We start from the raw sequence: 14,819 nt of genomic DNA on the forward strand, positions 1-14,819 counted from the left end.
TGCGTGTTGCGTATTAAGAAACAACCGGAGGCGCCATGAGTGGACCCCGTTTGGTGATCGTCGGGGCGGGAATCGTGGGGTGCGCTCTCGCCGACGAGCTCACCGAGCGGGGGTGGACCGACGTCACCGTGCTCGACCAGGGTCCGCTCTTCGCCGCCGGCGGCTCCAGCTCGCACGCACCCGGCCTGGTCTTCCAGACCAACCCGTCCAAGACGATGACCGAGTTCGCCTCCTACACCGTGCGCAAGTACACCGCACTGGGGGAGAGCTGTTTCCGCCAGGTCGGCGGCCTGGAGGTGGCCACCACCCCGGAACGCTGGGCCGACCTGCACCGCAAGCACGGCTGGGCCGAGTCGTGGGGCGTCGAGGGAGAGCTGGTCGACGCCGGGCGGTGCGCGGAGCTGTGGCCGCTGCTCGACAAGGACAGGGTGTTCGGCGGTTTCCACGTGCCGAGCGACGGCCTGGCGGGGGCGGTCGCCTGCGGGCAGGCGCAGGCGGAGCGGGCCATGGAGCGCGGGGCCACGTTCCTGCCCGGCCACACGGTGGTGGGCGTCGAGCAGCGGGGCGGCCGGGTGAGCGGAGTCTCGGTCGTGACCTCGGACGGGCACCGGACGGTCCCCGCCGACGTGGTGGTGTGCGCGGCCGGCTTCTGGGGCCCCTCGATTGGCGCGATGGCGGGGCTGACCGTGCCGCTGCTGCCGCTGGCCCACCAGTACGCCAAGTCGGGCCCCCTCGCCCTCCAGCCGGAGGGCCCCATCCTCCGCCACCAGGACCGCGACCTCTACTTCCGGCAGCACGGTGACCGCATCGGCATCGGCTCCTACGCCCACAGGCCCATGCCGGTCACCCAGGAGGAGATCGGCCCCCGGTCGACCACGATGCCGTCGGTGCAGGCGTTCACCGAGGAGGACTTCGACCCCGCCTGGCGCGACGCGGTCGAGCTGCTGCCCGCGCTCGCCGAGACGAAGTACGAGGAGGGCATCAACGGCGTCTTCTCCTTCACGCCGGACGGGTTCCCGCTGATCGGCGAGGCGCCTCACCTCGAAGGTTTCTGGCTGGCCGAGGCGGTCTGGGTGACCCACTCGGCGGGGGTGGCGCGGGCGGTGGCCGAGGTGCTCGTGGACGAACGCTCGTCTGTCGACCTGCACGAGTGCGAGCTGGGCAGATTCGAGCAGGCGCAGCTGTCGCCGGCGTTCGTCGAGGAGCGTGGCAAGCAGAACTTCGTCGAGGTCTACGACGTCATCCACCCGCTGCAGCCGATGGAGTCGCCGCGGCCCCTGCGCACCAGCCCGTTCTACCCGCGGCAGCGGGAACTGGGCGGGTTCTTCCTTGAGGCGGCGGGGTGGGAGCGGCCGCACTGGTTCGAGGCCAACGTGCCGCTGCTGGAGGACCTCGTACGCCGCCGCAGGGACGGGCGGCACGCCGGCGAGGCGCCGGTCGAGACGTTCCTGGGCGCGGAGCAGCGGGACGAGTGGGCGAGCCGCTACTGGTCGCCGATCGCCGCCGCGGAGTCGTACGCGACGAGGGAGCGGGTCGCGCTCTTCGACATGACGCCGCTCAAGCGTGTCGAGGTCAGCGGGCCGGGGACGGCGGCGTTCCTGCAGCGCATGACGACGAACAACGTGGACAAGAAGCCCGGCTCGGTCACCTACACCCTGCTGCTGGACGTCGAGGGCGGCATCAGGTCCGATCTCACGGTGGCGCGGCTGGACGAGGAGACCTTCCAGGTCGGCGCGAACGGCAACCTCGACCTCGAATGGCTGACCAGGCACGCGCCCGGAGGGGTGCGGGTGCGCGACCTGACGCCCGGCACGTGCTGCGTGGGCGTGTGGGGCCCGCAGGCCAGGGAGCTCGTGCAGGGGCTCACCGACATGGATCTGTCGCACGAGAACTTCCGCTACTTCAGCTGCAAGTCCGGATATGTCGGTCAGGTGCCGGTGCTCGCGATGCGCGTCTCCTACGTGGGCGAGCTGGGCTGGGAGCTCTACACCACCGCCGACATGGGGCTCAAGTTGTGGGACACGCTCTGGTCGCCCGGGGTGACGACCGCCGGCGGGCGGGCCGCGTTCAACAGCCTGCGGCTGGAGAAGGGCTACCGGCTCTGGGGCGTCGACATGACCACCGAGCACAACCCGTACGAGGCGGGGCTGGCCTTCGCCGTCAGGACGGACAAGGACTTCGTCGGCCGGGACGCGCTGACGGCCGACGTCACGCGCAGGCTGGTGCCGCTGCTCAGCACCGAGGTGGTGATGGGCAAGGAGCCCGTACGGCATGAGGGCCGCACGGTCGGGTACGTCACGAGCGCGGCGTACGGGCACACCATCCAGCGGCCCATCGCGTACGCCTGGCTGCCCGCCGAGCTCGCCGAACCAGGGACACACGTGGATATTTCCTATTTTGGCCGCCGCGTCCCCGCGGAGGTCGCGAAGGAGCCCCTGTTCGACCCCGGGATGGAGAAGATCAGACGTTGACCCACCCCGACTTCCTCTGGCGCAACCCGGAGCCCAAGCCGGCCTACGACGTCGTCATCGTGGGAGGCGGCGGTCACGGCCTGGCCACCGCCTACTACCTGGCGAAGAACCACGGCCTGACCAACGTCGCCGTCCTGGAGCGCGGCTGGCTGGCCGGCGGCAACATGGCCCGCAACACCACGATCATCCGCTCCAACTACCTGTGGGACGAGAGCGCCGCCATCTACGAGCACTCGCTCAAGCTGTGGGAGGGGCTGAGCGACGAGCTGGACTACGACCTGCAGTTCAACCAGCGCGGCGTGCTCAACCTGGCGCACAACCTGGGCGACGTGCGCGAGGGCCGGCGCCGGGTGAACGCCAACCGGCTCAACGGCGTGGACGCCGAGTGGCTCGACCCGGACGAGGTCAAGAAGTTCTGCCCGGTCATCAACGTCAGCGACCGGGCCCGCCATCCCGTCATGGGCGCCACCCTGCAGCGGCGCGGCGGCATCGCCAAGCACGACCACGTGGCCTGGGCCCTGGCCCGCCGGGCCGACGCGTACGGCGTCGACCTCGTCCAGGGGTGCGAGGTCACCGGTTTCGAGATCACCGGCGGCCGGGTCACGGCCGTCGAGACCTCGCGCGGGCGCATAGCGGCGGGGAAGGTCGCGCTGGCGGCGGCGGGGCACACCTCCGTACTCGCCGAACGGGCCGGGATCCGCCTGCCGCTGCAGTCGCACCCGCTCCAGGCGCTGGTGTCGGAGCTGCTGGAGCCGGTGCTCGACTGCGTCGTCATGTCGAACGCCGTCCACGTGTACGTCAGCCAGGCGCACAAGGGCGAGCTGGTCATGGGGGCGGGCATCGACGCGTACAACTCCTACGGGCAGCGCGGCGGCGTGCACGTCATCGAGGCGCAGATGGCGGCGGCTCTGGAGCTGTTCCCGATCTTCAGCAGGGTGCGCGTGCTGCGCACCTGGGCCGGGATCGTCGACGTCTCCCCTGATGCCTCGCCCATCATCGGGCCGACCCCTGTCGACGGCCTCTACATCAACGCGGGCTGGGGCACCGGCGGCTTCAAGGCGACCCCCGGCTCCGGCTGGGTCTACGCCCACACCCTGGCTCACGACCGGCCGCATCCGCTGGCGGAGCCGTTCGCCCTCGACAGGTTCACCACGGGGGCGCTCATCGACGAGCACGGCGCGGCGGCGGTGGCGCACTGATGTTGCTGATCGACTGCCCCAGCTGCGGGCCCCGCGACGAGAACGAGTTCCACTACGGCGGCCAGGCCGGCATCGCCTGCCCCACCGGCGACATGACGGACGAACGGTGGGCCGCGTACGTGTTCATGCGCGACAACCCCAAGGGCTGGTTCCACGAGCGCTGGTTCCACGTGCACGGCTGCCGGACCTGGTTCACGGTCGAGCGCCACACGGTCACCCACGAGATCAGGAAGCCACGATGAGGTTCACGTTCGACGGCCGCCCGATGACGGGCGAGCCGGGTGACACGCTGGCCGCGGCGCTGCTGCGCAACGGGGTGCGGGTGGTCGGCCGCAGCGTCGGTCTGGGCCGTCCGCGCGGGATCTTCACCGCGGGACCCGAGGAGCCGAACGCGCTGGTCCGCGTCGGCGCCGACCCGATGCTGGCGGCCACCACCGTGGAGCTCCACGACGGGCTGGAGGCGCAGAGCCTGCGTGGCAAGGGCCGGGTCGATCTCGACGCGGTGGACGAGCGCCGCTGCGACAAGGGCTACCTGCACTGTGACGTGCTGGTGGTCGGTGGCGGGCCGGCCGGGCTGGCCGCGACCGCCGCGGCGGGACGGTCGGGGGCGCGGGTGATCCTCGTGGACGACCAGCCCCGGCTCGGCGGCGACCTGCTGAACAGCCGCCTGCTCCTGGACGGCGCTCCCGCGCTCGACTGGGTGGCCGGCCTCGACCTACCCGCCAGGGTGCTCACGAGGACGACGGCCGTCGGCTACTACGACCACAACTACGTGCTCGCCGTGGAGCGGCGGGCTCGGGGCGAGCGGCTGTGGCACATCAGGGCGCGCCGCGTGGTGCTGGCCACGGGCGCGCACGAGCGTTCGCTCGCCTTCCCGGGCAATGACCGGCCCGGTGTGATGCTGGCCGCCTCCGCCCGCGCCTACGCCAACCGTTACGGCGTGCGCGCCGGACGGCGGGCGGTGGTGTTCGCCTGCGCCGACTCCGGTTACGAGGCTGCCGAGGACCTCATGGCGGCCGGGGTGGACGTGCTCGCCGTCGTGGACCCGCGACCTTCCGGGGTGCCCGCGGACGTGGAGGTGCTCGCCGGCCAGGTGGTGACGGGCACGACCGCGGACGCCGAGGGGGTGCTCACGGGCGTCCAGGCCGGCGCCCGGCACTTCGACGCCGACCTGCTGGCCGTCGCCGGCGGCTGGAACCCCGCCGTGCACCTGTTCAGCCAGTCGGGCGGCCGGACCAGGTTCGACGAGGAGCTCGCGGCCTTCGTGCCCGGCACGTCGGCGCAGGCCGAACGGTCGGCGGGAGCCTGCGCGGGCCTGTACGGCACCCGCGAGGCCATCGCCGACGGCTACGCCGCGGGAGCGGAGGCCGCCGGGCACGGCGAACCCGGGCTGAGGGTGCCGGAGTGCGACGAACGGCCCCTGCGGCGGCCGGCGGCCCTCTGGCTCGTCGAAAGAGCCCCGGGCAGTGACCCCGCCTTCGCGGACCTGCACCGGGACGTGACCGTGGCCGACCTGGCCATGGCCACGGGCACCGGGATGCGCTCGGTGGAGCACGTCAAGCGCTACACCACCGCGGGCACCGGCGCCGACCAGGGCAAGACGTCGGGCGCGGTCGTCGTGGGCGTCATGTCCGCGCTGCTCGGCGCCGCCCCCGGCCAGGTCGGTACGACCACGTTCCGGCCGCCGTACACGCCCGTGTCCTTCGCCACCCTCGCGGGACGCGCCCGCGGCCCGCTGTCCGACCCCGTCAGGACCACCGCACCGCACGACGCGCACGTCGCGCGCGGGGCCGTGTTCGAGGACGTCGGCCAGTGGAAACGGCCGCGATACTTCCCCCGGGACGGCGAGGACATGGAGGCCGCCGTGCGGCGCGAGTGCCACGCGGCCCGCAGCGCCGTCGCCGCCATGGACGCCTCCACCCTGGGCAAGATCGACATCAGGGGCGCGGATGCCGGCGAGTTCCTCGACCGCGTCTACACGAACATGTACTCCACGCTCGCCGTCGGAGCCTGCCGCTACGGGGTGATGTGCGGGGCCGACGGGATGGTGTTCGACGACGGCACCACGACCAGGCTCGCCGACGACCACTACCTGACGACCACGACCACGGGCAACGCCGCCGCGGTGCTCGACTGGCTGGAGGAATGGCGGCAGACGGAGTGGCCGGACCTGGACGTGTCGTTCACCTCGGTCACCGACCACTGGGCGACGGTCGCCGTCGTCGGCCCGCACGCTCGCCGGGTCATCGCGGCGGTCGCGCCGGAAGCGGTCGAGCTGGCCTTCATGCGGTACGCGAGCGTGCCCGTGCTGGGCGTGCCGGGCCGGGTCTTCAGGATCAGCTTCTCCGGCGAGCTGGCCTACGAGGTCAACGTGCCGTGGCGGTACGGCAGGGCGCTGTGGGAGGCGGTGCTGGAGCTCGGCGCGGTGCCGTACGGGACCGAGACCATGCACGTGCTGCGGGCGGAGAAGGGGTTCGCGATCGTCGGCCAGGAGACCGACGGGACCGTCACGCCCCAGGACCTCGGCATGGGATGGATCGTCTCCAAGCGCAAGCCGGACTTCGTCGGCAAACGCTCCCACGCCCGGCCGGACACCGCGCGCCAGGACCGCAAGCGCCTGGTCGGCCTGCTCGCCGACGATCCGGCGGCGCTCGTGGAGGAGGGCGCCCAGCTGACCGCCGCGGGAGTGGCGCCGATGCTCGGCCACGTCACCTCCAGCTACCGCAGCGCCGCGCTCGGCCGCACGTTCAGCCTGGCCATGGCGAGGAGCGTCGTGCCGGGCGACCGGCTGACGGCGGTGTCGGGGGACGTTGCGCACCCGGTGACCGTCGTGGAGCCCGTCTTCTACGACCCGGACAACGCCCGCCGCGACGGCGACCCTCTCGTGGACGCGCCGGCCCCGTACGCGGGGGAGTGTCGGTCGGAGAGCCCCGCCGCCGCCTTCGCCGCCCGCTTCGAGGCCGCGAGCACCCCGCGGGTTCGCCTGCGCGAGGTGCCGTACGAGCCCATGTGGGAGGTGCGCGGCGCGGATCCGGGCACGGGCCTGCGGCTCGGCCCTGACTGGTGGCTGGTGACCGGGGACGTCCCGCCACGCTCGGGCTGGGTGGACGTGTCGGGCCAGCGTACGGTCCTGGAGCTCGCCGGTCCCGCCGCCCACGACGTGCTCGTCACCGGCTGCCCGATCGATCTTGACCCGTCGGTCTTTCCCGGGCATGCCCAGACCCTGCTGGCCGGAACGTCGGTGATTTTGGAACGGCTTTCGCCTGAAACGTACCGGATCTACGTAAGATCATCTTTTGCAAAATACCTGGCAGAGTGGCTGATCGATGCCCTTGAGGCATCCTAAGACCCGTTGATGGGCATTTCTATCCCTAGACTTTACGCAAACAAGGTCCGGGGGTGTGCGGTGCGGGTTCGGGGATTCGTGGCCGGTGTGGCCATGTCGGGAATGCTGGCCGGCTGTGGCGGGCTGGCCGTGCAGTCGGCGGGCGGGGACGTCGAGAAGCCGGACTCCGCCTCGGTGTCCGAGACCCGCGACAAGCTGGCGGAGCTCGACGTCAAGGGCCGCGCCCCGAAGACCGGTTTCGACCGCGACGAGTTCGGTCCCGCCTGGTCCGACGTCGACCACAACGGCTGCGACACCCGTAACGACATTCTCAAGCGCGACCTGGAGGGCGAGACCTTCAAGCCCGGCACCCACGACTGCGTCGTCCTGACGGGCACGCTCAACGACCCGTTCAGCGGCAAGACCATCGAGTTCGAGCGCGGCCAGGACACCAGCTCGAAGGTCCAGATCGACCACCTGGTGCCGCTGTCGGACGCCTGGCAGAAGGGCGCGCAGCAGTGGTCGAAGGACAAGCGCAAGGAGTTCGCCAACGACCCGCTCAACCTGCTGGCCGTCGACGGTCCGTTGAACGGGCAGAAGAGCGACTCCGACGCCGCCACCTGGTTGCCGCCGCGCAAGGCGTACCGGTGCGCCTACGTCAGCCGGCAGATCGACGTGAAGGCCAAGTACGACGTCTGGGTGACCAAGGCGGAGAAGCAGGCCATGGAGACCATCCTCGACGGCTGCTGACCCTGTACGCACAGTCATGGTGTGCGTAGCCTCCGACCACCGGCCGATCGTGATGAAGATGACCCGGTGAACCACGGGTGACCGGCGTCAGACGTCCAGGGGGCGCCAGGCGGGGCCGGCGCCGTCCCGGCGGACCTGCCCGAAGACCGCATCGGCGAAGTGGATGCCGAAGCCGATCGTGTCAGGCTCTTCCAGCTCGGCAACGAGACGATGACGATGTTCGGCGGACTGGGCACGGTCATGGTCGTAGAGGCAGGACCATTCGGGGCGGTCCACCTGGATCGGTGAATGCAGGGCATCGCCGAAGGCGACCAGCCGGGTTCCGCCCCCGGTGATGACGTACTGCGTGTGCCCGGCCGTGTGACCGCCGGTGATCTGGACCCGCACGCCGGGGAAGACCTCCTGCCCGTCCGTCACCGTACGCACGCGCGGTGCCAGTGCGGTGGCCTCCTCCTCGGTGATGCCCTGCGCAGACAGGTCGCGTCGGGCCCATTCCGGTTCGGCCACCACATACGTGGCCTGGGTGAACACGGGCTGGTCACCACCCGGGGCGGGATGCCAGGCCCAGCCGAGGTGATCGATGTGCAGGTGGGTGAAGGCCACCGCCTCGATCTCTTCCGGCCTGCGGCCGAGCTCGGCCAGGCTGTCCAGCAGCGCGCCACCGTGAACGGCGCCGTTCGGACCTCCCGGCTCGGCCGGCAGCGACACCGGACCCCACCCCGCATCGATCAGCAGCGCGCGGTCGCCGTTCTCCACCAGGAGACCACCGATACTCGCCACAAGATGGCCGGAGGCGTCCAGGTACTGCGGGTGCGCGGCCCAGGTCTCATCCGTGGTGTCCGGCAGCCATCTGCGCGGCCTCCCCTGGATGGCTCCGTCCGGCACGAAGGACACCCTCGTGTCGCCCAGCCATACCGAGTGGATCCCCGCTGGCCGCCGCAGCCGATCGTCCTGGTCAACCGCAGAGTTCGCCATGGTCACGGTCCCTTCTTCTGGGTCATGTCCGTCGCCGCGTCGTCGGCGACCAGGTCACCATAAGCATCAAGCTTGAAACGGTCAAGGTTTAACTATCCTGGCTTGAAACGGTCAAGCTTAAAATATGCTGGCTTGATGGACTTGCTAGGATGGGGTGCATGACCACGTCTCCAGAACCGCAGGCCGTCGCCGAGCGGGAGCTGTGCGGCCTGGTGAACGGACTGGCCCAGCAGATCGCCGCTCACGTGCGCGAACGCGCGGTCACCCTGGGCCTCACCTCGGCCCAGGCGACCGCGCTGCGGGAGATGACCGGACCGATGACCATGCGAGAGCTTGCCGGACGCATGAGCTGCGAGCCCTCCAACGCCACCTTCATCGTCGACAAGCTCGAGCAGCAGGGCTTGATCGAGCGCCGCGCGCACTCCACCGACCGTCGCGCCAAGCAACTCGTCCTCACCCCGGAGGGCAACGCCCTCCGTGAACGGCTCCTCGAACTCCTCGTCCAGGACTCACCACTGGCCGGCCTCACCACGCAGCAGCAGCGCGCTCTTCAGGACCTGCTCGAACAAGCCCTCAGTCGCGCTATCCCCGGAGAACGGTGACGTGGCGGCCGGACGGTGTGGTCGCCTGTTCGAAGGAGCCGCGATCCTTCCACGGCGGGGCCTCAGGGCGCCGGTCGAAGATCACGAGTACGCCGGTGGTGAGGCTGAGCCGGTCGAGATACCCGTCGAGTTGGGCGAGGCCGTCGGGCAGCGGGTCGTCCTTGCCTGCGCGCCACACCTTCAGCTCCATGGCCTCCCGTTGCATCCGTCGTTCGCCGTCCGGACCCGGGTAGGGCCAGCGGATCAGCACGTCGAGGCGTTTGGTGCCGGCGGCGTATTCGCGGTCGAGGTGGCCGCCGCCGTTGACCAGGCGATGCAGGAAGGCCATGAGGATGATCTGGCAGGCGGCCTCGTGGTAGCCCTCCTGCCGGATGAGGACTTCGCCGTGCTCGCGCCAGAACACGACGAACTCCCGCAGTAGGCGCACCAGATCGAACCTGCCGTCCGGCAGGACGAAGCTGCGCGGGTCGGCCTTGACGAACCGCTCCGTACGATCACCCAGGACCCGCAGCAGGACCTCCCGGTAGATCGGGTTGGCGATTTCCAAATCCCTGGTCCCCCGGATGAGGCCCAGATCGTGAACGTAGGAGACGTCATCGTCGAAAGACGTGTCCGTGCCCGGCCACGTGCCCGCCACGATGGGTTCGATCACCCGTTCCACCCGTGGTTCGTACAGGCGCGCCACGAGGGCGTCCAGGTGGGTGGCGCGCGCCCGGATCAGCCGCTCCTTGGCCTCGTCCACCCGTCCGGCGGTGATGGCGCCGGTCACCTTCATTTTGAAGATGACCTCGTGGGCGAGGGCGTTGACCAGCCACGGCTGGCCCTGCGTCAGCTCGAACACCCGGTCCACCGCGTCCTTGGTGAACTCCTGGCCGGTGGCCCGCGTGTGCTGGCCGTACAGCTCGGCGATCTGGCCGGCGGTGAAGTCGCCCAGACGCAGCGAATCGGTGACGATGTTGAACGGGCTGGTGGGATTGCACCGGCCAGGGTCGGCACCCACAGCGGTCTTGTAGTCACGGACGTCGCGTAGTCCGCACAGGATCACGGACGTGGGGAACGGGTGCCCGTCGGGCCGGGCGTTGTGACCGTCACGGAGCTGGCAGAGGAAGCTGACCAGGCTGTCGCCCTGCAGGGCGTCGATCTCGTCGAAGAACAGCACCACCCGGCGAGGGCTGCGACGGCACCACTCGCTCAGCGCGACATCGATGCGGCTGCCCGGCGTGGCCCGCGGCCAGGGGTCCGGCGGGAGCAGTTCGTCCGGCCAGCGCGACCGCTCGGCGGCAGCACGGATCGAATCCAGCAGCATCGACTCTCCCCAGCCCACGTCGTCGCGGGCCACCTTGGCGCGCTCGCAGGAGAACACCAGAGCCGCGACATCGCCTTCGGCCGTCAACTCGGACGCCAGAGTGCGCAGCGCGGTGGTCTTGCCGGTCTGCCGGGGTGCGTGGACCACGAAGTAGCGGTCCATGTCGATCAGCGCTCGCGCCTCGGGAAGCCGAGGTGTGGGCGGCAGCATGTAGTGCCGCCGGGGGTCGCACGGGCCCGCGGTGTTGAAAGATCTCGCTCGGTGTGGACGCATGGTCACATACTGTCATCACTCCTGTCCTGAGCGGCGAGATCCCGGATGGCAGAGCCGCGTTCACCGATGAGCGGCCAGCACCGCCGCGAGGCCTTCCCGCAGGTCCTTGACGAAATACTCGGGAACCTCCAGCGACGGGAAATGTCCCCCGGTCTCGGGCGACCTCCATCGGACGATCTGCCGGTACCGCTCCTGTGCCCAGGGGCGCGGATACTTCTCGATGTCGCTGGGATACACGCTGATCGCTGACGGGACGTCGACCCGAAGTTCGGGATCGAGCGAGTTGTGGCTCTCGTAGTAGATGCGGGCCGACGACGCGCCGGTCCGCGTCAGCCAGTACAGGGTGACGTTGTCAAGGACGCTGTCTCTGGAGATCGTCTCGAACGGGCTGTCTTCGGTATCTGACCACTCGGCGAACTTGTCAAGGATCCAGGCAAGGAGCCCGACCGGTGAGTCGACGAGCGAGTAGCCGATGGTCTGCGGTCGGGTCGCCTGCTGCTTCGCGTACGCCGCGTGGTTGCGCCAGAAATCGCGGGTTTCCTCGGTCCACCTGCGCTCGACCGCCGTCAGCCCGTCCGTCGTCAACCCGGGCGGCGCCTCCGCGAACGTCGTGTGGATGCCGAGAACGTGCGCAGGGAACCTGCCGCCGAGAACCGTGGTGATATTGCCTCCCCAGTCGCCGCCGTGGGCCAGGAACTCGGTGTAACCGAGCCTTCCCATCAGCTCCACCCATGCGGCCGCGATCTTCTCGGTTCCCCATCCGGTGGTGGCCGGCCTGTCGCTGTAACCGAAGCCCGGTAGCGACGGGACAACGACGTGGAACGCCGGCGCGGCTGCGTCTTCCGGATCTGCCAGCTCGTCCACCACATTGACGAACTCGGCAATGCTGCCGGGCCAGCCGTGCGTCAAGATCAGCGCGGTGGCGTCCGGGCGCGCGGATCGGCGGTGCAGGAAGTGGATGCCGAGATCGTCAATGGTGGTGCGGAACTGGCCGATCCGGTTGAGGCGCTCTTCGAACGGCCGCCAGTCGTACCCGGTGCGCCAGTAGTTCACGACATCGACGAGGTCGGAGAGAGGAACGCCCTGTTCCCATCGGCGAGGGCCGGGTGCGGCGCGACAGACCGTCTCGGCTTCCGGTAGCCGCGCCGCGGCCAGTCGCGCGCGCAGATCGTCGAGGTCGGCGTCAGTCGCGTGGGCTTCGAATGCTTGCACGTCGGTGGTTGGACGGGGCATGAGACCTCCTGGCCGTCGCGGAGCCGGCTGCGAACTGCTGCGAACCGGCTAAGACGGTTCTAACATGCCCTCGCGCCGGCGTGCAACCTGCTAAGGTGGTTCCATGCGTGCTGGGTTCCCTGCCTTCCGCCTCGGCAGCGTGCTGGCCACCAGCTTCACGGGGACCCTGTCGGAGCGTCATGGCAAGGCTGTGGAGCGCATTCCCACGCCCCAACGACTCGTCGACTGGCTGGCGGTGTACGACCTCGCCGTGGACTCCTGCACCACTGCCCAGCTCGACCTCGCCAGGGAGCTGAGGGAGTCGATCCACGCCGCCGCGACAGCGGCCGCGATCGGGGACGCTCTCCCCGCGCCCGCTGTCCACGTCATCAATGACCGCAGCGTTCAAGGCCGGGCGGCGGCCATCCTGACGCCCGAGGGCAAGCGGCGATGGCGGCTCAGCTCGGCTTCCTGCGTGGAAGACGCCCTCAGCGTGATCGCCGCCGACGCGATCAGCATCATCGCAGGTGAACGCGACGGCAAATTGGCCTTGTGCGCATCACCGACCTGCCGGGCCGCCTTCTTCGACACCAGCCAGAGCCGCACTCGCAAATGGTGCGACATGAACACCTGTGGTAATCGTCAGAAGAAGGCGCGCTTCACTGCCAACCAGCGAAAAGGCCTCAGCTCAACGGAGTGATCGTCACCTCGTCATCGAGACGTCCTTGCTCCGCAGGCTCCCCAGCGGGCCGAGGTCCTCGTCCAGCGCCGTCTTCCAGCCGGTGTCATCGGAGCAGAGCACGCTGCGCAGATAGGCGGTGGTGAGCCGCTGGATCAGGGCGACGCGGGCGGGATGCTCGTCGGTCGTCTCGGCGGCCTCGTACCCTGAGATGCCCCCGAGCGAGTGCTCGGCCCCGGACAGCGTGAGCAGGCTCTTGCTCCCGGGACCGTGCACGTAGGGGTCGGTGAACCAGTCGGGGCCGCGGGTGGACAGCGCGGACTGGTCCTCGTCCCCCGCGACGATGAGCGAGGGGGTGGTCATGTCGCCGAAGTACGGCCTCATGAAGGGGAAGTGCTCGGCCGCGAAAGGGGTCAGGTCGTCGCCGAGGCCCGTGAGGGCGAGCAGCACGCCCGCCTTGACCCGGGGATCGGACATGTCCTCCCCGGGCATGCCGTCGGAGCCGAGGACGCGCGCGCCCAGCAGCGTGCTCGCGCTCTGGGCTCCCCAGGAGTGGCCCGACACGGCGACGCGGCTGCGGTCGAGGCGTCCGCCGAGGCCCGGTACGGCGCCTTCGACGAGGTCGAGCCCGTCGAGGGCGCGCCTGAGGTCCTCGATGCGCAAACGCCAGATCTCCGGCGTACGGGGGTCCTCGGGCGGGAGGCCGAGCGTCCGGGAGTCGAGGTGGGTCGGCCGCAGGACCACGAACCCGTGTGCGGCCCAGTGGTCCGCCAGCGGGGCGTAGCTGTTCATCGACTGGCCGAAGCCGTGCGAGAACACGATGACAGGCAGGCCGGTGCCGGTCACGGGAGCGGACACGTGAATCTGGAGGTCCTCGCCGCGGCCAGGCGCGGGCAGGGTGACCGGCTTGACCGAGACGACCGGAGCGGGGGAGCCGGCCGCGAGGCCTGTTTCCGTCATGAGACTGATCTCTCCTTCTTGCGGTTCTTGGTGATGAGCTCGTCGGTGACCCACCGCGCGACGTTGCCGGGGTAGGGCGCCGACAGCCCGAGGACGATGTGCGTGAAGCCGGCGTCGAGCGCTTCGCCGATCGCGTCGCGGGTGACGCCGGGCTGGTCGTAGGAGACGGGCAGGTGGATGGAGCGGACGATGGAGGCGGGGTCGCGGCCGATCTCCGTGCAGTAGCGGTCGAGCAGCGCGCTGCGGCTGACGACGTCGGCGATGTCGCCGCCGGGGATGTTCCACAGGTCGGCGTGCTGGGCGACCACCCGCAGCGTCGCGGAGGAGCGCCCGCCGATGAGGATCGGCGGATGGGGGCGCTGGACGGGCTTGGGGTTGCCGTACGCTCCGGTGACCTGCACGTACGTGCCGTGGAAGTCGAACGGCTCCGTCTTGGTCCACACCCGCCGGATCACCGTGCACGCTTCCGCGAGGCTGCCCAGGGCGTGGGCGGTGTCGTGGAAGGGCAGGCCGTGGGCTTCGTACTCGCGCCGGGCCAGGGGCCAGTCGGGCCGAGAGCCGACGCCGATGCCGAAGTCGAGCCGTCCGCCGGAGACGACGTCGACGGTTGCGGCGATCTTGGCCAGGTGTGCGGGCGGCCGGATGCGGTTGCTGGTCACCATCACGCCGAGCCGCAGGCGCCGGGTCTGCGCGGCGAGGGCGCACAGCAGGGTCCAGCCTTCGTAGACCGGCCCGCGGGGGTCACCGAAGATGGGCAGGAGGTGGTCGAACAACCACGCGTGTTCGATCTCCGGGATCATGTCCGCCTCCTGCCAGACCTGCAGGACGTCGCGGTAGTCGACCTGCGAGGGGGCGGTCATGATCCCGAAGCGGGGCCGGGTGGTGTGCGGCATCGGGGCACTGCTCCCTTCGTGCGCGCCGCGCTGACGGGCACGCCGCTGAGGGTGAACGGAACATGTTTTCGGTGCATGCTGGAGCCGTTCGTCGCGGTCGGCCCTGGGCGCATGTCCGGTCGGCCTCTCACCTGAGGCTCTGCGGCAGATGCGGGGCTTGGCCGTCCGCGCGGC

General features: G+C 70.2%; 12 protein-coding genes. 7 read left to right on the top strand and 5 right to left on the bottom strand.

Translation table 11 applies throughout. The annotated features are described in order from the left end of the window. Nucleotides 1–35 precede the first annotated feature (35 nt). The 5 genes from ACTWPV_RS01340 to ACTWPV_RS01360 are packed head-to-tail and all read left to right on the top strand — an operon-like array spanning nucleotide 36 to nucleotide 7,745. Nucleotides 36–2,471, top strand: a complete 2,436-nt coding sequence (locus ACTWPV_RS01340) for a GcvT family protein (RefSeq protein WP_443150250.1) — start codon at nucleotides 36–38, stop codon at nucleotides 2,469–2,471. Next, nucleotides 2,468–3,670, top strand: coding sequence for a sarcosine oxidase subunit beta family protein (locus ACTWPV_RS01345; protein ID WP_443150251.1), 1,203 nt, complete (start codon nucleotides 2,468–2,470; stop codon nucleotides 3,668–3,670). Before ACTWPV_RS01340 ends, ACTWPV_RS01345 begins: the two co-directional genes overlap by 4 nt. Next, nucleotides 3,670–3,912 (top strand): sarcosine oxidase subunit delta, encoded by a 243-nt coding sequence (locus ACTWPV_RS01350; RefSeq protein WP_347641641.1) that lies wholly within the window; start codon nucleotides 3,670–3,672, stop codon nucleotides 3,910–3,912. Before ACTWPV_RS01345 ends, ACTWPV_RS01350 begins: the two co-directional genes overlap by 1 nt. Beyond that, nucleotides 3,909–7,016, top strand: coding sequence for a 2Fe-2S iron-sulfur cluster-binding protein (locus tag ACTWPV_RS01355; RefSeq protein WP_443150252.1), 3,108 nt, complete (start codon nucleotides 3,909–3,911; stop codon nucleotides 7,014–7,016). The genes ACTWPV_RS01350 and ACTWPV_RS01355 overlap by 4 nt, the downstream gene beginning before the upstream one ends. 60 nt (nucleotides 7,017–7,076) lie before the next feature. Next, nucleotides 7,077–7,745, top strand: a complete 669-nt coding sequence (locus tag ACTWPV_RS01360) for an HNH endonuclease family protein (RefSeq protein ID WP_443150253.1) — start codon at nucleotides 7,077–7,079, stop codon at nucleotides 7,743–7,745. A gap of 87 nt (nucleotides 7,746–7,832) precedes the next feature. Here ACTWPV_RS01360 and ACTWPV_RS01365 read toward each other — a convergent pair whose 3' ends face one another. After that, nucleotides 7,833–8,720 (bottom strand): MBL fold metallo-hydrolase, encoded by an 888-nt coding sequence (locus tag ACTWPV_RS01365; protein ID WP_443150254.1) that lies wholly within the window; start codon nucleotides 8,718–8,720, stop codon nucleotides 7,833–7,835. 158 nt (nucleotides 8,721–8,878) lie between these two features. Between ACTWPV_RS01365 and ACTWPV_RS01370 the strand changes: the two genes are divergently transcribed. Further along, nucleotides 8,879–9,322, top strand: coding sequence for a MarR family winged helix-turn-helix transcriptional regulator (locus ACTWPV_RS01370; RefSeq protein WP_443150255.1), 444 nt, complete (start codon nucleotides 8,879–8,881; stop codon nucleotides 9,320–9,322). Here the strand turns inward: ACTWPV_RS01370 and ACTWPV_RS01375 are convergent. After that, nucleotides 9,303–10,901 carry an AAA family ATPase gene (locus tag ACTWPV_RS01375; protein ID WP_443150256.1) on the bottom strand — a complete coding sequence of 533 codons (1,599 nt, stop codon included), beginning with the start codon at nucleotides 10,899–10,901 and terminating at the stop codon, nucleotides 9,303–9,305. The genes ACTWPV_RS01370 and ACTWPV_RS01375 overlap by 20 nt on opposite strands. Before the next feature lie 60 nt (nucleotides 10,902–10,961). Next, nucleotides 10,962–12,134, bottom strand: a complete 1,173-nt coding sequence (locus ACTWPV_RS01380; RefSeq protein WP_443150257.1) for an epoxide hydrolase — start codon at nucleotides 12,132–12,134, stop codon at nucleotides 10,962–10,964. Between the two features lie 103 nt (nucleotides 12,135–12,237). Between ACTWPV_RS01380 and ACTWPV_RS01385 the strand changes: the two genes are divergently transcribed. Next, on the top strand, nucleotides 12,238–12,813 hold the full coding sequence (locus ACTWPV_RS01385) for a CGNR zinc finger domain-containing protein (protein WP_443150258.1): 576 nt from the start codon (nucleotides 12,238–12,240) through the stop codon (nucleotides 12,811–12,813). A 3-nt stretch (nucleotides 12,814–12,816) separates the two neighbouring features. Here the strand turns inward: ACTWPV_RS01385 and ACTWPV_RS01390 are convergent, their stop codons facing one another. After that, nucleotides 12,817–13,752 (bottom strand): alpha/beta hydrolase family protein, encoded by a 936-nt coding sequence (locus ACTWPV_RS01390; protein WP_443150259.1) that lies wholly within the window; start codon nucleotides 13,750–13,752, stop codon nucleotides 12,817–12,819. Then, nucleotides 13,749–14,645, bottom strand: coding sequence for an LLM class flavin-dependent oxidoreductase (locus tag ACTWPV_RS01395; protein WP_443150260.1), 897 nt, complete (start codon nucleotides 14,643–14,645; stop codon nucleotides 13,749–13,751). Before ACTWPV_RS01395 ends, ACTWPV_RS01390 begins: the two co-directional genes overlap by 4 nt. Nucleotides 14,646–14,819 lie beyond the last annotated feature (174 nt).

The organism is Nonomuraea sp. KM88, from assembly GCF_052245635.1.
Lineage (GTDB): Bacteria > Actinomycetota > Actinomycetes > Streptosporangiales > Streptosporangiaceae > Nonomuraea.